Annotated in this window: 27 protein-coding genes and 1 other annotated feature; of the genes, 12 read left to right on the forward strand and 15 right to left on the reverse strand. The window is 45.4% G+C overall.

All coding sequences use genetic code 11. The annotated features are described in order from the left end of the window. Positions 1–87 precede the first annotated feature (87 nt). A complete protein-coding gene (locus MKX40_RS25595) occupies positions 88–288 on the forward strand; it encodes a hypothetical protein (protein ID WP_339237569.1) in 201 nt (66 codons plus the stop codon). Positions 289–403: 115 nt separating this feature from the next. Here the strand turns inward: MKX40_RS25595 and trpS are convergent, their stop codons facing one another. Next, entirely contained in the window at positions 404–1,396 is a 993-nt protein-coding gene (trpS, locus tag MKX40_RS25600) for a tryptophan--tRNA ligase (RefSeq protein WP_339237571.1), read from the reverse strand. 74 nt (positions 1,397–1,470) lie between these two features. Beyond that, positions 1,471–1,738 (reverse strand) — a binding site (T-box leader). A gap of 244 nt (positions 1,739–1,982) precedes the next feature. On the opposite strand from trpS, the gene MKX40_RS25605 reads away from it, so the two are divergent. After that, a complete protein-coding gene (locus tag MKX40_RS25605) occupies positions 1,983–2,957 on the forward strand; it encodes an aldose 1-epimerase (RefSeq protein ID WP_339237574.1) in 975 nt (324 codons plus the stop codon). 202 nt (positions 2,958–3,159) lie between these two features. Beyond that, positions 3,160–3,393, forward strand: coding sequence for an alpha/beta-type small acid-soluble spore protein (locus tag MKX40_RS25610; RefSeq protein ID WP_105601328.1), 234 nt, complete (start codon positions 3,160–3,162; stop codon positions 3,391–3,393). A 78-nt stretch (positions 3,394–3,471) separates the two neighbouring features. Here the strand turns inward: MKX40_RS25610 and MKX40_RS25615 are convergent, their stop codons facing one another. Both MKX40_RS25615 and MKX40_RS25620 read right to left on the reverse strand, forming a co-directional pair. Beyond that, positions 3,472–3,885: an O-methyltransferase gene (locus MKX40_RS25615; protein WP_339243206.1), complete on the reverse strand. Its 414-nt coding sequence runs from the start codon at positions 3,883–3,885 to the stop codon at positions 3,472–3,474. Between the two features lie 284 nt (positions 3,886–4,169). Continuing rightward, entirely contained in the window at positions 4,170–5,969 is a 1,800-nt protein-coding gene (locus MKX40_RS25620) for a M3 family oligoendopeptidase (protein ID WP_339237579.1), read from the reverse strand. Positions 5,970–6,087: 118 nt separating this feature from the next. On the opposite strand from MKX40_RS25620, the gene MKX40_RS25625 reads away from it, so the two are divergent. Further along, the gene (locus MKX40_RS25625; protein ID WP_017692379.1) at positions 6,088–6,258 is read left to right on the forward strand and encodes a YycC family protein; all 171 of its coding nucleotides are present in this window, start codon (positions 6,088–6,090) and stop codon (positions 6,256–6,258) included. Further along, positions 6,255–6,488 carry a hypothetical protein gene (locus tag MKX40_RS25630; RefSeq protein ID WP_062324061.1) on the forward strand — a complete coding sequence of 78 codons (234 nt, stop codon included), beginning with the start codon at positions 6,255–6,257 and terminating at the stop codon, positions 6,486–6,488. Before MKX40_RS25625 ends, MKX40_RS25630 begins: the two co-directional genes overlap by 4 nt. A gap of 12 nt (positions 6,489–6,500) precedes the next feature. Here the strand turns inward: MKX40_RS25630 and MKX40_RS25635 are convergent, their stop codons facing one another. The 3 genes from MKX40_RS25635 to MKX40_RS25645 all read right to left on the reverse strand — a co-directional run bounded on the left by MKX40_RS25635 (position 6,501) and on the right by MKX40_RS25645 (position 8,062). Beyond that, entirely contained in the window at positions 6,501–7,232 is a 732-nt protein-coding gene (locus tag MKX40_RS25635; protein ID WP_339237587.1) for a DUF2225 domain-containing protein, read from the reverse strand. A 43-nt stretch (positions 7,233–7,275) separates the two neighbouring features. Next, positions 7,276–7,653, reverse strand: coding sequence for a globin (locus MKX40_RS25640; RefSeq protein WP_036605723.1), 378 nt, complete (start codon positions 7,651–7,653; stop codon positions 7,276–7,278). Positions 7,654–7,897: 244 nt separating this feature from the next. Next, positions 7,898–8,062 (reverse strand): hypothetical protein, encoded by a 165-nt coding sequence (locus MKX40_RS25645; RefSeq protein WP_253440723.1) that lies wholly within the window; start codon positions 8,060–8,062, stop codon positions 7,898–7,900. Between the two features lie 152 nt (positions 8,063–8,214). Between MKX40_RS25645 and ylbJ the strand changes: the two genes are divergently transcribed. Beyond that, the gene (gene ylbJ, locus MKX40_RS25650; protein WP_339237590.1) at positions 8,215–9,468 is read left to right on the forward strand and encodes a sporulation integral membrane protein YlbJ; all 1,254 of its coding nucleotides are present in this window, start codon (positions 8,215–8,217) and stop codon (positions 9,466–9,468) included. A 104-nt stretch (positions 9,469–9,572) separates the two neighbouring features. Further along, on the forward strand, positions 9,573–10,376 hold the full coding sequence (locus MKX40_RS25655; RefSeq protein ID WP_036673293.1) for an NAD kinase: 804 nt from the start codon (positions 9,573–9,575) through the stop codon (positions 10,374–10,376). Between the two features lie 28 nt (positions 10,377–10,404). Here MKX40_RS25655 and MKX40_RS25660 read toward each other — a convergent pair whose 3' ends face one another. Together MKX40_RS25660 and lipA are read right to left on the reverse strand one after the other, a co-directional pair. After that, positions 10,405–10,824 carry a YutD family protein gene (locus tag MKX40_RS25660; protein WP_339237593.1) on the reverse strand — a complete coding sequence of 140 codons (420 nt, stop codon included), beginning with the start codon at positions 10,822–10,824 and terminating at the stop codon, positions 10,405–10,407. Between the two features lie 14 nt (positions 10,825–10,838). Then, a complete protein-coding gene (gene lipA, locus MKX40_RS25665) occupies positions 10,839–11,738 on the reverse strand; it encodes a lipoyl synthase (RefSeq protein ID WP_253440726.1) in 900 nt (299 codons plus the stop codon). A 241-nt stretch (positions 11,739–11,979) separates the two neighbouring features. On the opposite strand from lipA, the gene MKX40_RS25670 reads away from it, so the two are divergent. Then, on the forward strand, positions 11,980–13,050 hold the full coding sequence (locus tag MKX40_RS25670; protein ID WP_339237596.1) for a M23 family metallopeptidase: 1,071 nt from the start codon (positions 11,980–11,982) through the stop codon (positions 13,048–13,050). A 126-nt stretch (positions 13,051–13,176) separates the two neighbouring features. Here the strand turns inward: MKX40_RS25670 and yunB are convergent, their stop codons facing one another. The 4 genes from yunB to zwf all read right to left on the reverse strand — a co-directional run bounded on the left by yunB (position 13,177) and on the right by zwf (position 17,945). Beyond that, positions 13,177–14,058: a sporulation protein YunB gene (gene yunB / locus MKX40_RS25675; RefSeq protein ID WP_339237598.1), complete on the reverse strand. Its 882-nt coding sequence runs from the start codon at positions 14,056–14,058 to the stop codon at positions 13,177–13,179. Between the two features lie 268 nt (positions 14,059–14,326). Continuing rightward, positions 14,327–14,971 carry a fructose-6-phosphate aldolase gene (gene fsa / locus MKX40_RS25680; protein ID WP_036605718.1) on the reverse strand — a complete coding sequence of 215 codons (645 nt, stop codon included), beginning with the start codon at positions 14,969–14,971 and terminating at the stop codon, positions 14,327–14,329. An 86-nt stretch (positions 14,972–15,057) separates the two neighbouring features. After that, a complete protein-coding gene (gene gnd, locus MKX40_RS25685; protein WP_339237600.1) occupies positions 15,058–15,951 on the reverse strand; it encodes a phosphogluconate dehydrogenase (NAD(+)-dependent, decarboxylating) in 894 nt (297 codons plus the stop codon). A gap of 539 nt (positions 15,952–16,490) precedes the next feature. Then, positions 16,491–17,945, reverse strand: coding sequence for a glucose-6-phosphate dehydrogenase (gene zwf / locus MKX40_RS25690; protein WP_339237603.1), 1,455 nt, complete (start codon positions 17,943–17,945; stop codon positions 16,491–16,493). Positions 17,946–18,360: 415 nt separating this feature from the next. On the opposite strand from zwf, the gene MKX40_RS25695 reads away from it, so the two are divergent. Beyond that, the gene (locus MKX40_RS25695) at positions 18,361–18,681 is read left to right on the forward strand and encodes a helix-turn-helix domain-containing protein (RefSeq protein ID WP_036605715.1); all 321 of its coding nucleotides are present in this window, start codon (positions 18,361–18,363) and stop codon (positions 18,679–18,681) included. A 196-nt stretch (positions 18,682–18,877) separates the two neighbouring features. On the opposite strand, the gene MKX40_RS25700 is transcribed toward MKX40_RS25695, so the two are convergent. Next, complete coding sequence (locus tag MKX40_RS25700) at positions 18,878–20,035, reverse strand: Gfo/Idh/MocA family oxidoreductase (protein WP_339237605.1); 1,158 nt, start codon at positions 20,033–20,035, stop codon at positions 18,878–18,880. Between the two features lie 107 nt (positions 20,036–20,142). Here MKX40_RS25700 and MKX40_RS25705 point away from each other — a divergent pair, with 107 nt between their 5' ends. Next, positions 20,143–21,021, forward strand: coding sequence for an AraC family transcriptional regulator (locus tag MKX40_RS25705; protein ID WP_339237607.1), 879 nt, complete (start codon positions 20,143–20,145; stop codon positions 21,019–21,021). A 10-nt stretch (positions 21,022–21,031) separates the two neighbouring features. On the opposite strand, the gene MKX40_RS25710 is transcribed toward MKX40_RS25705, so the two are convergent. After that, a complete protein-coding gene (locus tag MKX40_RS25710) occupies positions 21,032–21,781 on the reverse strand; it encodes a DUF3600 domain-containing protein (protein WP_339237610.1) in 750 nt (249 codons plus the stop codon). After that, on the reverse strand, positions 21,768–22,355 hold the full coding sequence (locus MKX40_RS25715) for a sigma-70 family RNA polymerase sigma factor (protein ID WP_339237611.1): 588 nt from the start codon (positions 22,353–22,355) through the stop codon (positions 21,768–21,770). Before MKX40_RS25715 ends, MKX40_RS25710 begins: the two co-directional genes overlap by 14 nt. Before the next feature lie 570 nt (positions 22,356–22,925). On the opposite strand from MKX40_RS25715, the gene MKX40_RS25720 reads away from it, so the two are divergent. Both MKX40_RS25720 and MKX40_RS25725 read left to right on the forward strand, forming a co-directional pair. Continuing rightward, the gene (locus MKX40_RS25720; RefSeq protein ID WP_339237613.1) at positions 22,926–23,573 is read left to right on the forward strand and encodes a phosphatase PAP2 family protein; all 648 of its coding nucleotides are present in this window, start codon (positions 22,926–22,928) and stop codon (positions 23,571–23,573) included. Between the two features lie 281 nt (positions 23,574–23,854). Next, the gene (locus MKX40_RS25725) at positions 23,855–24,358 is read left to right on the forward strand and encodes a DedA family protein (protein ID WP_339237616.1); all 504 of its coding nucleotides are present in this window, start codon (positions 23,855–23,857) and stop codon (positions 24,356–24,358) included. The last annotated feature ends 31 nt before the right edge of the window (positions 24,359–24,389 follow it).

Here is a 24,389-nt window from a genome sequence, read left to right on the forward strand (position 1 = left end):
GTCATTGCAAGCTTGCAAGATTATTATGGCTCGTAGGCTTCAGGTTATACGGAATTTTACTAAATTTGTAGATGGAGGTTTTTCCCAATGAGCAAAGGTTTATCCTTATGGTTCGCGTTTTCATCCATTATCTTGTTAACGGTTACAGCAATCTCAATCTCGTACTCCGGTTGGCTTGCTACGCTCCTGTTCGTCCTGTCCATTGCCAACATTGGCTGGGGCTTTGTCATTCGTGCCAAAAAAGAACGGCAGGAAGTTCGCTCGGCTACTTCAGAGCCCACTTCTTGAGCAGGTCATATTCTAACGCAAGTTTGGACGTATAAATAAAGAGGAGCCCTTAATAGGACTCCTCTTTATTTATGTTAACTATTCATTTCTTTAACTATAATTTTGTTCAGCAGCACTACATTTTACGTCTAGGAACAAACCCCATACGTTCTTTCACAGCACTCAACGTTTGAGAAGCAACTTCTTCTGCACGACGAGCTGACGTCTCCAGAACATCGGCCAGTTCGCCAGACTCGCGAATCTCATTATATCGTTGTTGCAGTGGTTCGATAACAGACACAACCACTTCAGCCAGTTCTTTTTTGAACGGACCGTACATCTTGCCTTCATAACGCTCAGCTACTTCCTTAAGCGTCATACCCGCACATTCCGCGTAGATACTCATCAGGTTGCTAACTTCCGGTTTGTTTGCCGGATCATAGACGACTTCACGTCCCGAATCTGTAGTGGCACGGCTGATCTTTTTGCGAATGACATCCGGCGGATCCAGCAGGGCAATATAGCTGCCGGCATTAGGATTACTTTTACTCATCTTCGAAGAGGCATCATCAAGTGACATTACCCGTGCACCTACCTGTGGGATATACGGATCTGGAATGGTGAAGTACTCCCCATAACGGTGGTTAAAACGCCCAGCCAGATCACGTGTCAGCTCCAGATGCTGCTTCTGGTCTTCACCTACAGGTACAAGATCAGCATTGTATAACAAAATATCAGCCGCCATTAATGATGGATACACGAACAGTCCGGCACCAACGGAATCTTTCCCGGATGATTTATCCTTAAACTGAGTCATGCGTTCAAGCTCACCCATGGAGGTCAGCGTCGTCATCAACCAGCCCAATTCGGCGTGCTGCGGTACATGGGATTGCAGAAATACGTTAGATTTCGAAGGATCAATACCTGCTGCAAGAAACAGCGCAGCTACCGCTTCCGATTGTTCACGCAATGCTGCTGGCTCTTGAGCCACGGTAATGGCATGAAGATCTACCACCATGAAATGACATTGATAGTCATGCTGGAGTTTTACAAAATTTTTGATTGCACCAATATAGTTGCCCAATGTGAGCTTACCACTTGGTTGAATACCTGAAAGTACTGTTTTCATTGCACATAACGCCTCCCTGATTGTATATAAAAAGCTCCTGCCATTCTCTGCGAACGCAAAAAGGCCCCACATCCGCAAGGGACGTGAGACCGTGGTGCCACCCTTATTCGCTTTTCTTCCATTGCCCCTAACCCTCAATCAAGTCAAGCTGAAGAAACGCCTTCATTGTTCCGTAACGTGGATTATACGGCAGACTCTAGTGAGGCAAGCCCGTCTCTGGCTTAACCTGTTCAAATCCACACTCAAGGGTCCATTCAGTAAAGAGTTCACACCGGTTCGCATCAACCACCGGCTTTCTGAAGAGAATTCTCTTGGCCTACTTATCCCTGTCATCGATTTATATCATTCAATTTGAATACGTACCTTTAGAGTTCCATCTTAATGCGCACAGGCGCGAATGTCAAAATGAGTTGAACTTTTTTACCCGAGACACTGAAATCTGTTATGATGGAATTGCTTATTAACATGCCTGCTTCACAAGAAGCAGCGCAGGAAATAGCTGGCATGTACACAATGACACGCCTGCAGCAGTCCAATCATTACAACTGCTCGCAGACAGATTTCAAGTGGGAAAAGGAGCATCGATATGAAACAAGTGACCAAAGGCCAATGGAATGGTTACGACACGTATATCCTACATAGCCGTGAATTGGAAATCACCCTGCTGCCACGTCTTGGAAATAACATTATTTCTATTCGGGATTTAGTGCAGGACAGGGATATCGTCCGCCGTCCGGATGAAGACGATCTTGCCTTTTATCTGCAGAAGCCGTACCATTTTGGCGTTCCTCTCCTGATTCCACCAGGACGCATTCATCGGGGACAATTCGAATATGAAGGTGTCCGTTACCAGTTCGATCAGAACACGGCAAATGACAACCATATTCACGGTCTCCACCGTACCCAATCCTGGTGTGTCAGTGATATCGAGGAAGATGAAGACGGATGTGCAATTACGACCGAATTATTGACTGAAAATGAAGAACACTGGATGGCTCAATTCCCGATTCCTCTGAAACTTGAGATGACGTTCAGTCTGCAAAACGCTGTATTTAGCCAGCGTCTGCGAGTCACCAATCTGAGCTCAACGCCTGCTCCTTTTGGGATGGGCTATCATACATGGTTTTTGTTAGACGGCAAACCTGCCGATTGGACACTGCAACTTCCTGTTTCCGGAATATACGGTCAGAATGAAGAACAACTACCAACAGGTGAGCTGGAATCCTTGGGTGAATGGTCTGCTCTTAACGAAGGCATCAACTTGCAGGGACGTAACTGGGATACGCTGTTGAAAGCTACCGAAGGTGAACCGGCTGCGGCTTACTTACGGAGGCAAGATGGATATACGCTGAAATATTCAGCAGATGAAACATTTTTCAAACACTGGGTTCTCTTCACCAAAGGGGAATCCGATCAGTTTTTGTGCATTGAACCGTACACTTGGCTTCCGGATGCACCTAATTTGGATTTATCGGATGAACAGACGGGATTGATTCGCCTGGAACCGGAACAGCCTGTTGAGCTATTTACACGTATTGAGGTTATACCTCCTACAGACTAAGTGAGCTAATCATCATCTATACTGTTTACGCTGATCAACATATATTTCGATACCATGTACAACTTGCCGACCCACATTGGGTCGGCTTTTTTATGTGATCCGCGCACCAATAATTAACCATATATTTCCTTACGCCATATCATGTATATTTCCTTATTCTCTAACCATACTAACATCACCAACCCATAAGGAGGTGACACATATGTACGGAGGTCAAAACCAAGGTAGCGGTAGCCGCTCCAACAACCTGGTCGTTCCCCAAGCAACTGCAGCATTGCAACAATTGAAAATGGAAGCTGCACAAGAGCTGGGTGTAACTATTCCACAAGATGGTTACTACGGTAACTATACTTCCCGTGAGACAGGTTCTCTGGGTGGATACATCACTAAACGTCTGGTGCAAATCGCTGAGCAGCAATTATCGGGTCGTTCGTAAGCTCGTAATTATTGCTTGAGCTAAGCAGAATCCAAAAGCGGCCTTCTTCGGAAGTGCCGCTTTCTCTTGTGTAACGAATTATGAGGTCGACTCCATATCAGAATCCTTGTATGTATTGGTTCTAGGGTAACGAATCATGAGACTCGCCATATTGTAATTGGACTCCATTGTTGCATCTACCAGAATCATACCTTGTCTTACTGTGAAGTCGTACGATATTTCGCCATGTGTCCAATTGCGTTTGAATTTCAAAGTTTCCAGTGCCATCGCCCGGAAAGAAGTTCTCTGGGTTTCGTTTAGTCCCTTCTCTTCCAAATCCATCTGCCCATCCCGTCCAGTTATCGGATTATGTCGAATACCGAACTTCCCAATTACGTTGTTTCGTATTTGCACAAAAACTACCCCTGAATCTAACCCTGACAACTCATGATCAAGCTCTTTAAATACTAAATCTAACTGACGTGCTAATGAAAGCTGGTCGATTTTCATAATAACACTCCTCCTACATGCTTATAGTCCTATGTAACAAGGACTTACGACTCATTATATGACATCATTTGCGCATGTTCAACAAACAACGGCAAACTTGGGTATTTTTAACTATAAATTGCGCAATTAATTGCCATTTCCCTTCCTTAAAGTGAGTTTTTTCGTTCATTTGCGACAAAATATTTGAGAATCAAAAATAAGGATTCTGTACAAAAAAAGGCTGCAATCCTGTGTTTGTTAACACGGAATTGCAGCCTTTCATATATATTCAACCTATTACATTCAACCTATTTTTGGGGTGCTGTCATCTGCAAAAACTGCTCAATATCGGCAATAACCAAGTCCGCAGCATTTTGCCAGAATTCCGGTTGTGTCAGGTCTGTACCCAGATGTTTCTGAGCAAGTTCTTCGACCGTCATACGCCCTGTATCTCGTAACAAATCATCATATTTATCTGCAAATGCTGTGCCTTCTTGCTGTGCTCTCGCATAGATTCCCGCACTGAACATGTACCCAAACGTGTATGGGAAGTTATAGAATGGCACACCTGTCAGATAGAAATGCAGCTTGGATGCCCAGAAATGTGGATGATCTGATGCAAGTACACCACAGAACGCTTCCTGCTGAGCATCCACCATTAATTGGGATAGTTCATCCGCGTTAACCAGGCCTTTTTTGCGTTGTTCATAGAAACGATTCTCAAACAGGAACCGGGCATGGATATTCATAAAGAAAGCCACACTTCGCTGTATCTTGTCTTCCAACAAAGCCAGCTTCTCTTGTTCATCTGTTGCCGCCTGCACAAGGGCATCTGCTACAATCAATTCAGCAAACGTGGACGCTGTCTCAGCCACATTCATCGCGTAACGTTGATTCAACGCAGGCAACTCTTCCATAATGTGTTGATGATATCCATGACCAAGTTCATGCGCAAGAGTCGACACATTGGATGGTGTCCCGGAGAAGGTCATGAAAATGCGGGTTGCTTTGCTAAGTGGCAAAGATGTACAGAATCCACCTGGACGTTTGCCTGGGCGGTCTTCTGATTCGATCCAGCGTTTCTCAAAAGCCATCTCTGCAAACGAGGAGAGCTTAGGACTGAACTTGGCAAACTGTTCAACGATATTGATAGCTGCCTCATCGTAAGTGATTTTGCCACTCGACTTACCTACAGGGGCGTCTACATCGCTCCAACTGAGCTTGTCTACCCCGAGCAGTTCTGCCTTGCGCTCCAGATATTGAACAAGTGCAGGTTTGGCACCATTAATTACATCCCACATCGTATCCAGTGTCTGACGGGACATCCGGTTGATGGCCAGAGGTTCCTTGAGGATATCATGCCAGCCACGTTTCTCATATAACTTCAGACGGAATCCCGCGAGGTGGTTCAGTGTGTCTGCGCAGAAATCTTCGACATCCGTCCAAGCCTGTTCCCAGTTTGCAAATACCGTCTCGCGTACATTCCGATCACTATCGCTCAGCTTGTTGGCAGCTTGTCCTGCCGACAGCATGACCGTTTCCCCATTTTGCTCAAATGGAATGTTCACCTTGCTGACAATCGTGTTATAGAATTTGCCCCAACCATGGTAACCATCCACACCCAGATCCAGTGCAAGACCTTCAAGTTCCGGCGACAGCTTCTCACGAGCCAGCGTGCGACTCTCGTTCAGTACAAATGCAAGTGGCTGAATATCCTCCCGAGCAATCCAGGCGTCCCACACCGAATCTGACGTCTGACTGAGTGTATTATCGAACTTCGATTTGCTGCCGTTCAGCATCGCAGCAATAGAACTGATGGCCCCCTGAAGCTGGGTTGCCTTCTTGTCCTTCTGGTTTTGCGATGAGAGGCAGGATACAAACGCAGAACCTTCCGATATGCGGACATAACAGCTTTGCAGCAGTTCCAAAATGGGATCAAAAGCTGTCGTCTCTTCTAATGAAGTCGGTGCAGGTGTTTCGTTCAATAGTTGTTGCAGTTTACGTACATCCTCTTCCAGTTCAATCAGATACGCAGCGAATGTCTCGGAGGAAGAACCTCCACTAAAAATGGACTCCAGATCCCATACGGGGTGTAATGGCGTTTTCATTTAATAAGGCACCTCTCTCTATAAATTGGATGGTTAGGATTGAATTAAAAACTGGTTTTCTGTTCACTGTATCTCTATACTAGAGAAATACTTATAGTATCTTTCAGGAGGTAAACGTATGAAACCTTTACAAGTATCGGCTGATACAGCCGTCAAATTAGCAGAATCCTTGGGCGTACCTTTGGAACATCTGATGCACATGCCCCAACATATCCTAATGCAGAAGATTGCGGAACTCGCCAAACAAGAAGCCTCCAAACCTTCCGCACCAGAAGGCGAACAAGAATGATTCCCTTTGAGAACAGCTGGCCTTACGATATTGTGATGGGAGACATCTATGTACAGCAATGTCCCTACTGTCATGCAAGCAACGTGCTGCTCCCCCTCAAACCGAAAGAGCTTGTGCGCATCCGCGAAGGCAAAAAGAAATTACTCGTCTTTCCCTGCTGTAATACCAGCATGACCGTGATCGACAATGACAGTGACTATTTGTTATCCAGCCGTCCTGTCCGTAACTAATGTAAGATCAACCTAGAGGGGGCTGCGCTTCGCAGCCTCTTTGTCTGCTTCAAGCATCTCTTCAGGCAGCTCCATCTTACCGGAGATCATCTGTTCACGCAGCACGGCCCATTGTTCCCTTGAAGCACGAATCATGGCCGCATCGGTGATCCGCTTGTCATGAATGACCTTGCTGAACCATTGCACTGCTTCATTAAACCGTCCTACCCTGCGGTTCAATTCCCCGAGTAAATACAACAGTTTGGCTTCATTGCCACCTGTTCCCTCCCGTTCGAACACCTTCACATAAGCTTCAAGGCTAAATTCGAGAAAGCGATGTTCCTGTGCATGGTCCTCCATATAACGATACAACCAAGCTATATGATGTAACAGACCAGCGACGACACGGTCTTTCTCCTGGATAACCTGTGCACACAGCAAGGCAAGCTTGTACGTAGCCAGCGCCTGGTCCAGTGTCCGAGCTCCGCTATAGTCACGTTTTACCCAGCGATTACCGATCTGTTCCTTAAAAGCCTTGCGTTGAGCATCATTCAAATGCTCCGTTGCGTTCTCCGTGGAAGCAAACCCGCACTGTGGACAGATGCGAACCACATAAAAATCCGGATTCTCCAGCTTGTAGTAGGCACAAAAATCTGAATCTGTCCGGTAGGGCCTTTTCAAACTCGGTCTTACCCGTGAAGTGTCATACTCGGTTTCGCAATAATGACAAGTCACTTTCACCTTATATAGCGGCTCTAATTCCAATCTATTCCATCCCTCTCCCGTACGCTTATAATCATATTCGGAACTACGGTGTATTCACAAAATGATGTGCAGGCCCGGATAAACGCTGCAGGATAAACGAGTGCAAAGGCTCCTCCACACCGATCTGTGTTAAGGCTTGATCCATACATGCAAGCCAAGCCTCAGCGCGTTCAACGGTCACTTCAAAATGCATATGACGGGCACGCATCATCGGATGTCCGAACGCCTCGGAAAACAGCCCTGGTCCTCCAAAAAACTGAGACAAAAACATATACTGCTTGTCGATAACCGGCTGAATATCTTCCGGGAAAAGCGGAGCCAGTTGCTCGTTCTGCTGAACGATTGGATAGAAGGCCTCAACCAGTGCGCGAACACCTTTCTCACCGCCAAGATTGTCATAAATACTCAAACTGGGATTCATTCGTCTGATTCCCCTTTCTGATGTCGAATTTTGCCATATATTACACGTTCCGTGAACATTGTGAAAACAGTAACAATATCCAGGCCACAGAAGCCTTTATCTCCATTCTATCAAAAAAAACCAAAAAGTCCTATATAACATGAAATCATCAGGACGCATTCCCTGCCATCTGTATATAGGACCTTCTTCGGAACCTAACACAAAAAAAGCGCCAACCACATAGGTTGGCGCATTAGATATTCCATTAATAACTCCGCCAGTCCTCTTCCTCAGAGCGTACTAGCGAGGCACGTATCACATATACAAAAGCACAGACCAGGATTCCGGTGACAAGACTCATGATCATCACTCCATCCGATTTGAATTCCACCTTGGAGACAATTAGGTGACGTTCAGGCGTTTTTCTCATTTTAGCACACATCACTCAAAAACACAGCCACTTTTGCAAGCGCTTTCTACGTATAATTTTGTACTGTTTGTCCACTTTTTTTCATATATTGATGGCAATAGCATCACAGATTTCCGCACACCGACCATTCCAAAAGTAAAGGAGAAGAATTCATGGCTGCTTCACAACGACTCACCCATGTCCTGGTCACACTCGCTCTCCTGATCCTTTGTGTGTTAATGGTCTTGTATCCAGCGGAAACCTGGCATGCAGGTGTACGCGGACTGTCCATCTGGTGGGACGTATTGTTTCCCTCCCTTTTTCCTTTTTTGGTGCTGTCCGAGCTGCTGCTCGGCTTTGGCATTGTTCATTTTCTGGGTACCTTGCTGAATCCACTGATGCGTCCATTGTTTCGTGTTCCCGGAAGCGGTGGTTTTGTATTTGCCGTGAGCTGTGCATCCGGTTATCCTACAGGGGCGAAACTGACCGCACAGTTATGGGAACAAAAGCTGGTTACCCGGGAAGAAGGAGAACGGCTCGTTGCCTTCACCACATCCTCCGATCCGATCTTCATGATTGGAGCCGTATCGGTTGGGTTCTTCCATAATGTCGCCATTGCTCCGCTATTGGTTGCAAGTCATTACGCTGCAGCTTTTCTGGTGGGTATGCTCATGCGTTTTCACGGGGGTACAGCGAAAGGCTCACAGCCAGACATCTCTTCTGCATCTCCATCGGAGCAAATACCTAGAAACAGACTGGTCCGGGCCATCTATGCAATGCATGAGGCAAGAAAGGCTGACGGACGGGTATTCGGTGAACTGCTGCGCCACGCCGTCTCCTCATCCCTTCGCCTTATTATTATCGTAGGAGGGCTGGTTGTATTCTTCTCGGTCATAATGGAGTTGCTTGTACAGACCGGTTGGCTTGGCGGATTATACGGCATAACCGAGCAACTGCTTCGATATAGCGGACTTCCTCCATCCTTATCTCCTAGCTTGGTCGGGGGGCTATTTGAAGTCACACTGGGGGCCAAAGAGGCCGGAGGTGTCAGCACTTCCATTCCACTGATATATAAAGTGGCGGCAGCAGCCTTTGTTCTCTCCTGGGGCGGATTATCCGTCCATGCACAGATTATGAGTATTCTTAGCAACACCCCCATGAGATATGGTCCCTTTTTATTTGCCAGAGCGATTCATGCGCTAATCGCACCTGTGCTGGTCCTGCTATTGTGGACCCCCATGATGGGGCGTTCCGCTTCACCCGTTCTCATGGAGCCTGGTGTAATCCCATCGTTATCGACGTATACACCGGACTGGGGACTGATCGTCCTGACGGGGGTCATTGTTTTTGCGAGTATCATTATGTTGTTGTTATTGCTTACGATATTAAGTTATATCTTCAAGCCAAGACGACATGTCAAAAAATAAGTCGCTCATTCATCTATATTTAACTGAATATGCTTCCAAACGTTGTGTTCTTCCGCGGAATTGATTATCATCGGTAGTATAATGACCACAAAGGAGCTTTCATCTTGAGATACTATGTTCAAGACCGCGGAGACCAGTTATCGATTGATCTCAGTCAGCAGTTTCATGCGCTGGCGAAGGAAGAAGGGTTCAAGCTGGATGCAGAATCGCCGGAGATTGTCATCTCCATCGGGGGCGATGGTACGATGCTGCAGGCATTTCACAATTTCATCGACCGTATTCCGGATATTGCTTTTGTTGGGGTTCATACAGGCCATCTCGGCTTTTATGCCGATTGGAAGAAGGAAGAATTACGGGAATTAGTCAGGCTGATGAGTGGCAAGGGAGATCCGGAGCGTCTCAAACCACGCATTGTCCAATATCCGCTGTTGGAGCTTGAGATTCGGAAAAAGTCGGGGAATTCCTCTTACATCGCTCTTAATGAATTTACGTTAAAAGGTGTAGACGGTACCGTCGTGGCCCAGGTCGATATTAACGACGTGACATTCGAGATGTTCCGTGGCGATGGAATCTGTGTATCCACGCCTTCAGGCAGCACGGCATACAACAAGGCCCTTGGCGGTGCAATGGTTCATCCGACCATCGAGGCTATTCAGATTGCGGAGATTGCTTCAATTAATAACCGGGTCTATCGGACACTTGGTTCACCGGTTATTTTGCCCAAGCATCATCATTGTGATATTTTCTCCCGCAAGGATCAGCGGTTATTGATGACGATTGATCATGTGAATGTGATGGTGGAGGATCTGATATCTGTCCGTTGTCAGGTATCCAGTCACAAGGTCAGTTTCGCGCGTTTCCGTCCTTATCCATTCTGGAACCGGGTTCGCACGGCATTTCTTGACTAAAATAAAGACACCAAAAAAGCGGTCCTTCTCAGGAACCGCTTTTTGTTTTGGCTTGAGGCTGATCTTTGCTCTTCTGGAGCACAAAATACGCACAGCCAAAGTTACAATATTCATTGATATAGTCCACCATGCTGGCGATCGTGGAATCCTTCGTCGCTTTCGGATGGTTATCACGGTAAAAACCTTTTAATCTTAACTGGCTATAACCCCAGTCTCCGATAATATAATCATAACGCTCCAGCACCTCACTGTAACGATCACGGAAGACCTCTGGATTCCAGCCCTCTTTGTGGTTCTGGACGATTTCATAGTTTTTGCCGCCGATCTGTACAATGACCGGTTCTTTGGGCTTTTCTTCAACCGATTCAACAACAGATTCTTGAACTGGCTCCTGGATCTGCTCCTGGAGTTGGTCCTGAATCTGTTCTGTGCTTTTTTCTTCTTCCAATCCGGTATCCTCCATCACGCGTGTGTTGCCGCCTGTTCAGCATGTTTGGTGGCCGATTTCACCTGTTCATGCGCATGGTAGGAGCTGCGTACCATCGGGCCGGACTCGACGTGGCTAAAACCACGTTTTAATCCTTCCTGTTTCAATGCAGCGAACTCCTCTGGCGGATAATACTTTTCAACATACAGATGTTTCTCGGATGGCTGCAAATATTGACCAATCGTCATAATATCACAGTCTACCGCACGAAGATCATCCATGGTTGATAAAATTTCATTATATTCCTCACCTACACCAAGCATAATGCTTGATTTCGTTGGGATGTTAGGTTGCATTTCTTTGGCACGAGCAAGCAATTCCAGTGAACGTTTATATTTTGCCTTGGCACGCACTTTGTCTGACAACCGCTCAACCGTCTCAATATTGTGATTCAGAATGTCCGGTTTGGCATCCATTACAATCTGCAAAGATTCCCGATCGCCCAGAAAGTCTGGAATGAGCACTTCAACGCTGCACAATGGCAACCGCCGCCGTACGGCCTTAACTGTCTCTGCAAAAATTGTAGCTCCTCCATCCTTCAGATCATCACGGGCTACACTTGTAATGACGCAATGTTGCAGATTCATCTGCTCTGCTGCTTCCGCCACACGTTCTGGTTCCTGCAAATCAAGCTCCGTTGGCAAGCCTGTATTCACCGCGCAAAAACGGCATGCCCTTGTGCAAATATCGCCCAATATCATAAAAGTGGCCGTTCGATTGGCCCAGCATTCATAAATATTCGGACACCGCGCTTCCTCACATACCGTATGCAGCGTTTTGGAACGCATCATCGTTTTCATTTCCTGATAGTTATCGCCGGTTGTCAATTTGATCCGAATCCAATCCGGCTTCGGTTCTTTAACACGTTTTGCCAATGCATAAACCTTCTTTCTAACTGAAGTTAGGCTGTTGCTCGGAACATATTATACCATGAAAGCGTTGGAAAAACCCCCATTTGTCACATCTTGTGCATTCATGCCCGATATGGACAATTTGGTTCATTCGATTCATCACAAGTGCTTACATGGATAAAACGAGAACTTTTGAAGAACGCTAACCTTTAGCTTGGTTCATCGGGTACCTTGTATCATTCTATTGGAAAGGGGCTGCTTCCCAGTGCAACAACGCTTGACCTCCAGGCATACGTACCGATTTTGGATCAAAACCTTACTTGCAGGTACGCTGCTTCTCCCATGTTTATCTGTTGACGTCTACAGTGAACCTGTCGGGGCTACTCCGAAACCACAGGCCACCGAGTTAAAACCCGCAGAAATTTTCGCTGCACGTCGCCATTTATATGAGACCATCGGTCAGATGACTCAGATTCCCTGGTATAGGCTAGCCGCAATTGATCAGTATGAACGAACAATTACTCGCGCACATCCAAAGGATCGCAAGCATCCGGAGCGGCTTACAGGTATTTTCATGACTCCTCCGGCCTGGAGAGGATGGCTAAATCCTGATGAGACGGATCAACATCCGGAATCCATTCTTTTTTTCAAAGGATATGGACGTGACGGTTCAGGAGACGGTATAGCGGATGCTAACAATGATCAGGATGTGCTGTACAGCATGGCTTCGGTCATTCAGGGTTACGGAAACAAGCAAGAGGACTTCAACATCGCCCTGTGGGAATATTATCACAACTCCCGTGCTGTGCAACGGATACAGCAATTCGCGAAGTTATATGAGCATTTTGACAATCTGGATCTGTTTGGACACGCCTTCCCGGTTCCGCTCGGAACCAATTACTCCTATCGCAGCACCTGGGGGACAAAACGAAGCTGGGGCGGTTATCGCATTCATGAGGGAACGGATATCTTCGCTCCACATGGTCTGCCAGTGCGCAGCACCTGTTATGGGGTCGTGGAGATCAAAGGCTGGAATCCGTTTGGAGGCTGGCGCATCGGTATCCGGGATTTGAACAATCATTATCACTATTACGCCCATCTCTCGGGTTTTGACAAAAGTGCACGCATCGGTGAAGTTGTTATACCTGGTCAGGTTGTGGGTTGGGTTGGCAGTTCGGGTTACGGTAAACCTGGGACACAGGGCAAATTCCCTCCACATCTGCACTATGGGATCTATCGCGACAGTGGACTGCACGAATGGTCGTTCGACCCTTATCCACAGCTCAAACATTGGGAACAGGAAGAACGCAAACAAAAGAACAAGAAAAGCAAGTGAGACGAGCATATGTCAATATAAGCGTTTCCGCTCGGAGTACGATGAACATTCGAAATAGGGACCTCTTCAATAGAGGCCCCTTTTCTCATTTTGTACTTAAAGTCTTTTACTAAAAATTAGTCTGTATTACGGGTGCGCGCCCTTGTTAGACTGTACGCCCCCATTCACATCAGGCAGATCATCCGGTTCAAATTGTTCAAGTTCGTTCCCTTGCAAAGGGTCTGACGGTGTCTGTTGCTGGTTCTGGCTAGGGGGATTCGCAGTCACTCCATTACCGCTTGATACACCCGTATGGCCTGATGGCAGCGCAATAGCTGGGGCATTACTTCCGTTACTGCCTACCGGCTTGCCCTGATTATCGTAATAATACATCGGCACATCCCCGACAACCAGCAGGTAGGAGATCGGGATTTCCGTATCGACCGTTTCGGGCTCCATGTCGAAGGGCACCACGACGGCGACCTCAGCAATGATGTGAATGTACACTTCCACCAAAATCATGTTAATCCCCGCATTTTGCTGACGGGTGTTGAGGTCCACTTTGACAGCGCCTTGGGGCTCAATACGAACCGGTATACTCGGGCCAAATGAAGCCATCACCGGACTTCCCAGCGCCTGCCCCAGCGGGATTTTTTCTTTTAACATGTGTACATTCTGCAGCGTGGATTGCACAATATTCATTGTACTTGCGGTGATTCGCATATGCTCATTGTAGTTCAGCATGAAACCGGACACTTTCCCGGCGGTATCCGTCTTCCAGTCAATCAATCCTTCGTTGGTTTTGCCATCTGCAACCTGTGCTGTAATCGCCTTGTTGATCGCTTCGGTCGCAATCTGCTTCACTCTGATCTTGGCCAAGTGCATGATGGGGGGCTTCATTTTTTTATCCACATAAGCAAAGCCCTGCATCAAACAAAACGCAGTGACCAATAAAATGATCAACCACATTTTGCGCTTGCCGCTTGGCGGCTTACGGCGTTTCCGGCTTCGCCATTTTCTTCTCATCATCGAAGTGTCCCTCCCCTGCGGGATGAGCTATAGGCTATAGTTAACCTTATGCACCGTTGTCCTGAAAAAGAAGGACAGTACGTGGACACTGGACAGAAAGTAACAACAACATTAAAGGGACAAGTACTGTACTTCTTATTGGCTAAGCCTAACCGGAAATCGGAAACTACGTAAACCGAGATAAAAAAAACCTTTCGTCCGCAGATTCCTCTGCAAAGCGAAAGGTTTTATGTTCAGACCGCCCAAAGACTTGGGCACTGGTAGCCATTTATTTCGGTACAGATTCCCAGTCTTTCAGGAAACGTTCAATCCCGCTGTCCGTCAGTGGGTGCTTCCAAAGTGTCGGCAGAAGCGAACCTGGAATGGTGGCAATGTGCGCACCGGAAAGGGCTGCATCTTCGACGTGTTTGATATTGCGAATGCTTGCTGCGATAATCTCGGAAGGCAGATCATACATGTCCAGAATAAGACGCAGATCACGAATCAGTTTCATGCCATCCACCGCAATATCATCCAGACGCCCAACGAATGGACTGATGTAGGTTGCACCAGCTTTCGCTGCCATCAGGCCCTGTGCTGCGGAGAAGATCAGCGTGACATTGGTTTTAATCCCTTTTTGCGTTAACTCATGACAAGCATACAGCCCATCTTCGGTCATCGGCAGTTTAATAACTACATTCGGTGCCCATTCTGCAATTTCATAAGCTTCCTTCAACATATCCTCGGCTTTGAGACCGATAACTTCAGCACTGACCGGGCCTTTAACAACGCCACAGATCTCCTGAATGACTTCTTTAAATACGCGACCTTCTTTGGCAATCAAAGACGGGTTAGTAGTGACTCCATCCACCAGACCCAGACGCTCGATCCGTTTGATTTCTTCCACATTCCCTGTATCCAAGAAAAATTTCATGATATGTTCCCTCCACTTGATGAATTCGTAAACACGATATAAGTTATTACCCGATGTCCATCATATGTTAACAGTTATATATAAAATTATTTTTTCTCTACAGCGTGACCGCCAAATTCATTACGCAATGCCGCTACCACTTTACCTGTAAATGTGTCTGTCTCCAGGGAACGATAACGCATCAGCAAGGACAAAGCGATTACCGGTGTAGCGGTTTGAAGGTCAAATGCCGTTTCTACCGTCCAACGTCCTTCACCGGAAGAGTGCATTACGCCTTTAATTTCATCGAGGTTTGCATCTTTGGAGAAGGCACGTTCTGTCAGCTCCATCAACCAAGAGCGGATAACAGAACCGTTGTTCCATACGCGTGCTACTTGTTCGAAGTCGAAATCAAATCCACTTTTCTCCAATACGTCAAAACCTTCACCGATGGATGCCATCATACCGTACTCGATACCATTGTGGACCATTTTCAGGAAGTGACCGCTGCCCGCTTTACCAGCATACAGGTAGCCGTTCTCTACGGAAGTATCTTTGAATGCCGGCTCAACGATAGCCCAAGCTTCAGGGTCTCCACCGATCATATAACATGCTCCATTACGTGCGCCTTCCATACCGCCAGATGTACCTGCATCCATGTAGTGAATGCCTTTGGTTTTCATCTCTTCGTAGCGACGGATGGATTCTTTGTAGTGGGAGTTACCCGCTTCAATAATGATGTCGCCTTTGGACAACAACGGGCTAACTTCAGCCAATACAGCATCTACCACGTTGTGAGGAACCATGATCCACAATACACGTGGGGATTCGAGCGAAGCCACCATCTCTGCGTATGAAGATACGCCTGTAGCGCCGTATTCTTTCATTTCATTTACTGCTTCAGCGTTCAGGTCAAAAGCAACCACTTCATGTTTGTGATCAATCAAGTTTCTGCCCAGGTTCAATCCCATTTTTCCTAATCCGACTAGTCCAAGTTTCATTTTAAAATCCTCCTGTTATGAACAATGTTTAAATTTTATTTGCGCTCAAAATTAAAAATAAGTGCCTAACGTTTGGTGATGTAACCGTTCCGGTCACAAATCGTTCTTTTGATCGCTGTTATCCCCAGATTTTTTTGAATCTCCTAATATAGGAGAAAATCCGGGGATAAAGGCGAACGCTTCGCTTCTTCAGAATCGATTTCGTGCCCTACACTACATTCTCAGCGTTCAAAGCCAACCCATTTTCAAAACTGAACCGCTAATCTATATTTAAAAATTTTCACGGCCTTCCGGTCACATAACCGGAAGGGCTTATGCAAAATTGGAACGGTATAATTCATAATAAATACTTCATATATATCAGCATTTTGCTTCATCAATCAGTTCGCTCCAAGCACAAACGCTCTAGGTGAATAGAAGCTTGTCGTTCTACATTATGCTAACTTGGAAGACGCATTTGGATTGTGCAAAATGTATGTTCATTCGTGAGCAGAGCGGATTATACCGCCCCTATCTCTGCGCTCACTTCTTCGTTTCACTTACCACCAACGGAAGCCATCTGCTGCTGTCAGGCGATCTGCTGACTCTGGTCCATGCGAACCTGCACTGTACGTATCCAGTGGCACGCTGCCGGCTTCGAATGCTTCTTGAATCGGTTGAACCCACTGCCATGCCAGCTCCACTTCGTTCCAGTGAGCGAAGAAGGTGGAATCACCACGCATAGCGTCAAAGATCAGATTCTCATACGCTTCAGGGATGTTACGTTTGCCGGAGTTGAAGGTCATATGCATCGGCTCCACTTCACCATGGTTCAATGGATTCTTCGCATTTAATTGAAGGGAAATACTTTCTCCCGGACCAATTTCAATCGTAAGCAGGTTAGGTTCCGTTGTATTCTCGGATTCATGACCTGTTTTGAGTGGCGATTTGAATTCAACAACGATTCTCGTGGATTTCTCAGCCAGGCGTTTACCTGTACGGATATAAAATGGAACCTCGCTCCAGAATGGATCATCGATCCACAATCTTGCGGCAACATAGGTCTCGTTCTGAGATCCGGCAGGAATGCCAGGCTCGTCCAGATATCCAACTACCGATGCACCTTGCAGCTCGCCTGCTGCATATTGTGCACGAACAACTTCAGAAGCAATATTTTCTTTCGTCAAAGGACGAAGCGCTTCAGCAATTTTTTGCTTTTTGAATTGAATTTCTTCCGGTGTGCAACGTTTTGGCAAATGCAAACCAATCATCATCAGCAACTGGAGCATATGGTTTTGGAACATGTCACGAAGCGCACCACTTTGATCGTAATACGCGGCACGTTCTTCAACGCCCACCGTCTCACTTGCCGTGATCTGTACATTGGCAATATAACGGTTGGACCACAACGCCTGAATTACCGGATTCGCGTATGTGAGCGTCTCAATATTTTGAACCATCGGTTTACCAAGGAAATGGTCAATGCGATAGATCTCTTCTTCCGCAAAGGTATTGCTCAATTTCTCGTTCAGATCACGAGCCGATTGCAGATCGTGTCCGAAAGGTTTTTCGATAATCAGTTTCTTCCAGCCTTTGGTGTTACCCAAGCCACTTTCTTGAATATTCAATGCGATCGGCTCAAAGAATTCCGGTGCCACCGACATGTAGAACATGCGATTTTCGGGAATGTTAAGCTCTTGTTCACGCTGTTGAACGAGTTCCAACAATTTGGTGTAATCTTCAAGCTTCGTATTATTTAAAGAACAATAACGGAAAGCGCCAATGAAATCACGAACCTGAGATGCTTCTTCAGGGGTCTGACGAGAGAATTCATGAAGTGACTTTTCTACATTTGCCTGAAAGTCCGCATCCGACAATTCACGCCGTCCCAATCCGATAACGGAGAAGGATTTCGGCATTTTCTGATCCATGTACAAGTTATATAATGCAGGGTAAATCTTACGTTTGGCTAAATCGCCTGTTGCCCCGAACAGGACAAATGTCATTGCATCCATTGGAGTGCCTCCTGTGATCTGTGCAGTATAGTATATGATGTTGCAAAATGTTCAAATCCAAGCATGACAAAAGACGGAATAAGTGGGTGTCGTCCCCGCCTTGCCTCCGTTTATATAACACACCTGAATTTAACCATGGAACATTCCTTCTCTCCACAACCTGTATTTAGGTTATAAATTGTAACCTTTTGAATTAACGTTACCCATATTACACCTGTCGTCACAATTCGTCAATAATCGTGTCGAAACTGTGAACTCCAGTGTTTATAGGCTTTTTATTTGATGATAACGCTTTATGTGGTAAGATTAATAACAATTGGTATGTGACATTTTACACATATGGCCTGTGGACAAGTGGGTTACAATAAGTATACTAATGATATTACAGGCAATACTAAATCAAAGGAGTACAATCATGAGCGATGATGAGAATGCCAAGCAAATATGCACAAAAGTGGAACAATCTTATCAGATCATTGGTCGAAAATGGGTAGCCCTCATTATTCATGCATTGATGGAGGAGCCCAAACGCTTCAGTGAGATTCACGCTTATATCCCTGACTTGAGCAAACGTGTTTTAAATGAGCGAATGAAGGAATTGGAGGAAGAAGGACTTGTGGTTCGCCATGTGGTCACTGAACGTCCAGTTCGGACTGAATATATGTTGTCACGAAAAGGCACGGAACTGGGGAGAGCACTAAGCGCTGTGGAACGTTGGGCTGATAAGTGGCTATAACCTTTTGATGAAGCCTTATTATATTAATTTAAATTTTAAATAATAATGGTGCACAGTAAGATAACGTAATAACGTCATTTCAAAAATATGAATGGATAAAATTATTGTATTTTTAGAACAGGAAGATGTCTCAGACCTAAAAAAGATGCCCATCCTCACTTTTTTTTGTGAGAAGGCATCTTTTTCACATAAAATACTACGAATCCATCTTGCTACCCAGCGTAATACTCGAATCCTCGAAGTTCTCCACCGTCGTCTTTTTTTCATAAAAGTGTACAGCATGTTGCATAATTCCTTCTCTTGTGTAAAATGCGTCTTCCGCCCCTAGTGGAAAAACAACCTTTTCTCCCGTACTAGCCGATTTGTAGATGCCTACAATCAGTTCAAGTGTATTCCGACCACTTTGACCATCCACCAGAAGGGGTGATCCTGTCTCAATCGCGTTTAACACATTCTCCACTTGCCCAGCGTGACCGACATGAGTCACATCCGGCAATTCGTCAACAAGCTTCTGAATCTGTTGTTCCAACTCTCGATTGGGTTCCGGAAATCCGTTATTCCGTGCGGTAGAAGCAACCACTTTCCAAGGTGCCGATACACGGGCTTCTTTACCCTGAAAAATTAACTGCTGTTCCTCTCCGTGATGTACAACGGAACTGGTAATCATGCCAAGCGCCCCTTCCTGAAAGCGCAGCATCGCCATGGATATATCCTCAACTTCGGCATTGTCATGTGCCGTATTCGCCATCATGGCCTGCAATTCCACCGGAGGTCCCATCATCCATAACATCGCATCAATATGATGTACCGCATGACTAAGGGTACAGCCTCCGCCTTCTTTTTCCCATGTCCCGCGCCACCACAGATCATAGTAATTGTGGCCCCGCCACCAGAATGAATCAACCTGCACATGTACAATAGGCCCCATCCGTTTACTGTCCAGCACACCTTTTAACTTCATCATCGGTGTCGTAAATCGATTCTGTGCTACTACGGATAGTAATTTGCCACTTTCTTGCGCTACTTTCAGCATCAGATCCGCTTCCTCCAGGGAAGAAGCCATCGGTTTTTCTACCAATGCATGTGCACCTGCTTGCATGAAATCACACGCAATTGAAGCATGCGTATACGGCGGCGTACAGACGGATACCAGATCAATATTTTGCGCAAATAGCTCTGTGTAATCCGTAAAAGCTTGTGCTCCTTCCAGTCCATATTCGTTAATTCGCTTCTGTGCCTTATCCACGTACATGTCCACCACCGCAACAATCTGACATCGCTCAGGGAATGCCAAATATGCTGAGATATGCGCTCCACTAATTGCTCCTGCTCCGATAATCGCCACTCTTAACATCGTTATATACCTCCCTTGTTCCCTTCACAATACACAATAATAAAGCGCTTTTATGTGTTCATCTTGTGGTAAAATATAACTATCTTGCGCATGATAGGGAGGTATTCATGATGTCCATCATTCTGGGAAACCAATTTGATCTGGCCTGTCGTCGTCTTACATCTAACACTACGTTTCGCGAAGTGTTCCATGCTCATTCCCAGATGGAAATAACCTATATCCACGAAGGTTATGGGCAGTTAATAACCGAAGGTCAGGTTTTTCCCCTTGAACCCGGTATGCTTTTGATTTTTCGACCTTTTCAATTGCACCACTTTCAGATTCAAATATCCAGTCAGCAGCCTTTCATCAGAAACGTGCTTATGTTTGAACTCGAAATATTAAAGACACATTGGTCGCATTTTATGACGACTCAGCGTTTCATACATGACCTGCTAGGAGAGCAATCTCCGATTCAGCCGATCCGACTTCCTGCCACTTCCCCACTCATTCAACGAATGGAACAATTTGATAAGACCTATCCAGAACTAATGCCTCATGAAGCTGTGGAGGATACTTGTCTCTTTATACTTGATTCACTTACGCAACTTCGTTACTTATGGAAAGATGTTGTCATTCAAGATCTAAAGGCACATTCTGCATCCAGTTCAGTAATGCTTCATCCTCATGCCGAAGCCATCATGCAGTGGATTGAACAGCATTACCACGAGCCTTTTCGTTTGGATCATATCGCAGATACACTTCACTTATCCCCCTATCATCTATCTCATGTATTCAAAAAAGCGACTGGCACCACAATCGTTGCTTATGCCCAAGCTACCCGCATTCGTCATGCGTGTGTGCTGCTCACCCGTTCCTCACTCACCGTTCCCGAAATCGGTCACCGTGTGGGTATGACGAGTCCCTCCTACTTTTGTAAAGTATTCCGTTCCGTCATAGGGTCCACACCGCATCAATATCGGCTGAAGGTACAAGGGAGGAAGTAATTCGCGCGACTCAACGCACATTGAGCTCCAATCGTTTTAAATAGGGTATTAGACGTCTCTCAAGCTGCCTCAATTCATCTTTTTGCTCCGCTGACAATCGTTCCTCATGTATACTTCCATCCTTGTCCATCACCATAACTTTGTATTTCCTCATCTGATCATAGTCCGACTTGAACTCACGATATTGTTCCTTGGTAAATGTCTCCTCTGCCCGTTCCAACTGTTCTGTCCAAAATTGCTGCTCATCCATCAGTTTTTTGGAGGACTCCACACTCACAGCTTCCAGCTTCTCAAAAAACGGTTCCAACTCAGCTACAAGAAGGTTATATCGTTCCTGCTCCACTGTACTCCACTGCTCTGGATGCATGTTTCCCTTAGAATCTGCAAGATTTACCGCCATTTGCCCCATTTGTTTCAGCAAGTCCATATATTGAACAAATTCTTCTTCACTGAAATGCGCCTTGGCCGTCTGTAATTTCGCTTCCAACCTCATATAATTCTCAGCTGTTCCGCCCATAGCAGCGATATTTTCCTGTGAACCATATATTCCGTCCGCGAGATAGGTGTACCCTGCATAGGCTCCGGTGGGAATAATGAGTACAACAGCCAATAGCCCAGTGACCAGCCATCTTTTTCGATTTCTTCTAATGTGAGAATCACTTCGAATACCATCTAACATTTTATGTTTAATTCTCGCAGGAACGGACCACTCTTTAGTCTCTTCCTGGTAGGCTGTTCGCAACTCTTCATCGATTCTCATGCAGATTCTCCACCTTTCCCCGTAACCTTGGATTCATCTTCTCTTTTTGTCTCAACTTCGCCAGCGCCGCATGTATGCGCGATTTCACGGTTCCAAGCGGAATCTCCAATATGCCAGCAATCTCCTCTTGCGTGTATTCATTTAAATAATGAAGTGTGATCACCTGCTGCAGCTTGTACGGCAAACGACGTACCTGTTCCAGCAGAGGACGATTTGCCAGTTTGTTGACCAGATCAGTGGAAAAATCATATTCCAATCCCACGTCAGATTTTTCGATTCGCTTGCCAAACCGAAACTGCATCAACCTTTTGCGTCGATAACTCTGGACATGTCGCATCGTCACACCCATTAACCAGGGACGAAACGCACGCTCCGCATCATATCGCGCCAATGATCGATACGCCTGAATGTATATCTCTTGGACCACATCCTCCGCGTCAGACTCGTCCTTGATGAGAAATCGTACAGTCCGATATACACCCGTCACTGTTTTCTCATATAATTCTCCGTATGCTTCTTCATGCCCCGCACGTATTAACGTTACAAGTTGTATGTACTCATCTTGATCACTCATTATCCATCCCCTTCCTCCTTACACTATATATTGGCATGCCCGCATCATATCGTTCGATTTATTTTATGGAATGAGTAGACAAGGTTATGGTTCAGGCTGATACAAAAAGTCCTCTGGTGTTCATCATGATATAATATACCTAATATTGATATAACTGGAGTTTTTGCATCTGAATTTTACAATCACCTTTAGGATTTTGGTTATCTTTTCTTCTTTTTCTTTTCAAAAACGAACATAGGAGTAAATTAGCAGGGGTGGTCACAACTGTAATGAAATTTTTTAGCAAATTGTACTCAGAATATCTACTGATTCCACGATCTCTACGTTTATTGTTTCTGTGGGCATGGATTGTTTTGTTTTTTGTTGCTGGTGCCAAATTCAGATGGTTTTACTTCCTACAATAATCTGCCGAACAGTCTGTTCTCATCGGAAATAAAAAAAGAGCTGAGTCGTCATCATGACGTCTCGGCTCTTCTGATATTCAGAATTTCTATAGAAAATCCCTCACAAGTTCTTCAGAGTTTATCTCTACTATGGTTGCATTGATAAATCCGTATAGGAGTTGAGCATTTGAAGCTTTCCAGTCCTTCATCTACCAAATCAGCTTGGATTTCCCTACTTTGGCTTGCAGCCGTCCCGATCTTAAATATTTTCTACGGTGTACTAAATCGCCCCGGGGCTCATGTCTATAGTCTTGCAACGCCCCTCGATTCCATGATCCCTTTTGTCCCGTTATTTATCATCCCTTATGTATTATGGTACCCGTTCATTACTGGTGCATTAATAGCACTTGCTTTTAAGGAAAAGCGCACCTATTTTCAAACGCTCATTGCACTTTGCAGCGGTCTGGTGATCTCATACCTCTTCTTTGCTCTGTTCCAGACAGCGATTGAGCGCCCGAATATCCGGTGTGAGAAAGGAATTCTTTTCACGATGGTTGATTATATCTACCGTAACGATCAACCCTACAACTGTTTTCCAAGTATTCACGTACTCACGAGTTACCTGATCCTTAGAGGAACGGGTGTATTTGGACGAGCGATATGGGCGATGACTTCCACCTTCTCGATTCTTATCATCGTGTCTACCGTACTGGTAAAACAACATGTCATCGTAGATATTGCAGGTGGCATCTTGGTTGGAGAACTTTGTTTCCGATTGGTTGGATCAACCCTCCATTCTTCCTCATCCCATGTTAAATCGACTCGATTGGAGTGAATTGGAGTGAGATGAATATTGACAGCTGGCTCTTATCTTTCGTCAAAAAATTGAAATGCACTCCACAACCTATTATTTCGTGTGCTCAAACACTCCATCCAGATGAACACAGCACACCTATGGATCAAGTCTTGCCAATTAAGTTGGCAAGGCTTTTTTCTCTTGCACGTCATTGTTTGGCTTTACTTATGTATTCTTTAGATTTTCTTCAGATTTATACTCATTAATTCCTTAGTTTTTTTCATTATGCTTGCAATATCAACAAGAGAGGGGGCAAAACAATGATCAGTAATACGATCTTGGAGCTGCTTCATCAGTATGGATATCTGATTTTTTATTTTGCCTTCTCATTAGGGCCTTTCGGCATTCCAATTCCGAACGAGATCACGATTATCAGTGGTGCCATTCTAGCCCACACTGGAGTTATCAATTCATGGATCACATACTTCTGTATTTTATCAGGACTACTAACGGCCATTACCTTTGCTTATTTTGCAGGGAGATTATTTGGAACCAAGATAAAACCCAAATTTCAACATCATAAACACTTCGTCAAGGCCGAACTGATTTTGAATAAGAGTGGCAAATGGGCGATGTGCATTGGTTTGTTCATTCCAATTGTGCGATATGTTCTTCCTTTGCTTATTGGAATGAGCGGTGTGCATTATCGAAAATTTGCTCTCATCTCATATTCCAGTGCTTTGTTATGGACCTTAACGTATTTTACAGCGGGAATCTACTTCGGCGGTCCTATTTTATCCACGCTTCAATTATTACATCTCTAACTGGTTTTGCTAACACACCATCACAGATACG

Source organism: Paenibacillus sp. FSL R5-0517, assembly GCF_037974355.1.
Classification (GTDB): Bacteria; Bacillota; Bacilli; order Paenibacillales; family Paenibacillaceae; genus Paenibacillus.

Coding starts and splice junctions, on each gene's coding strand:
- MKX40_RS25595 (WP_339237569.1), top strand. CDS start 88: ATGAGCAAAGGTTTATCCTTATGGTTCGCGTTTTCATCCATTATCTTG.
- trpS (WP_339237571.1), bottom strand. CDS start 1,396: ATGAAAACAGTACTTTCAGGTATTCAACCAAGTGGTAAGCTCACATTG.
- MKX40_RS25605 (WP_339237574.1), top strand. CDS start 1,983: ATGAAACAAGTGACCAAAGGCCAATGGAATGGTTACGACACGTATATC.
- MKX40_RS25610 (WP_105601328.1), top strand. CDS start 3,160: ATGTACGGAGGTCAAAACCAAGGTAGCGGTAGCCGCTCCAACAACCTG.
- MKX40_RS25620 (WP_339237579.1), bottom strand. CDS start 5,969: ATGAAAACGCCATTACACCCCGTATGGGATCTGGAGTCCATTTTTAGT.
- MKX40_RS25625 (WP_017692379.1), top strand. CDS start 6,088: ATGAAACCTTTACAAGTATCGGCTGATACAGCCGTCAAATTAGCAGAA.
- MKX40_RS25630 (WP_062324061.1), top strand. CDS start 6,255: ATGATTCCCTTTGAGAACAGCTGGCCTTACGATATTGTGATGGGAGAC.
- MKX40_RS25640 (WP_036605723.1), bottom strand. CDS start 7,653: ATGAATCCCAGTTTGAGTATTTATGACAATCTTGGCGGTGAGAAAGGT.
- MKX40_RS25645 (WP_253440723.1), bottom strand. CDS start 8,062: ATGAGAAAAACGCCTGAACGTCACCTAATTGTCTCCAAGGTGGAATTC.
- ylbJ (WP_339237590.1), top strand. CDS start 8,215: ATGGCTGCTTCACAACGACTCACCCATGTCCTGGTCACACTCGCTCTC.
- yunB (WP_339237598.1), bottom strand. CDS start 14,058: ATGATGAGAAGAAAATGGCGAAGCCGGAAACGCCGTAAGCCGCCAAGC.
- fsa (WP_036605718.1), bottom strand. CDS start 14,971: ATGAAATTTTTCTTGGATACAGGGAATGTGGAAGAAATCAAACGGATC.
- gnd (WP_339237600.1), bottom strand. CDS start 15,951: ATGAAACTTGGACTAGTCGGATTAGGAAAAATGGGATTGAACCTGGGC.
- zwf (WP_339237603.1), bottom strand. CDS start 17,945: ATGGATGCAATGACATTTGTCCTGTTCGGGGCAACAGGCGATTTAGCC.
- MKX40_RS25695 (WP_036605715.1), top strand. CDS start 18,361: ATGAGCGATGATGAGAATGCCAAGCAAATATGCACAAAAGTGGAACAA.
- MKX40_RS25700 (WP_339237605.1), bottom strand. CDS start 20,035: ATGTTAAGAGTGGCGATTATCGGAGCAGGAGCAATTAGTGGAGCGCAT.
- MKX40_RS25705 (WP_339237607.1), top strand. CDS start 20,143: ATGATGTCCATCATTCTGGGAAACCAATTTGATCTGGCCTGTCGTCGT.
- MKX40_RS25710 (WP_339237610.1), bottom strand. CDS start 21,781: ATGAGAATCGATGAAGAGTTGCGAACAGCCTACCAGGAAGAGACTAAA.
- MKX40_RS25715 (WP_339237611.1), bottom strand. CDS start 22,355: ATGAGTGATCAAGATGAGTACATACAACTTGTAACGTTAATACGTGCG.
- MKX40_RS25725 (WP_339237616.1), top strand. CDS start 23,855: ATGATCAGTAATACGATCTTGGAGCTGCTTCATCAGTATGGATATCTG.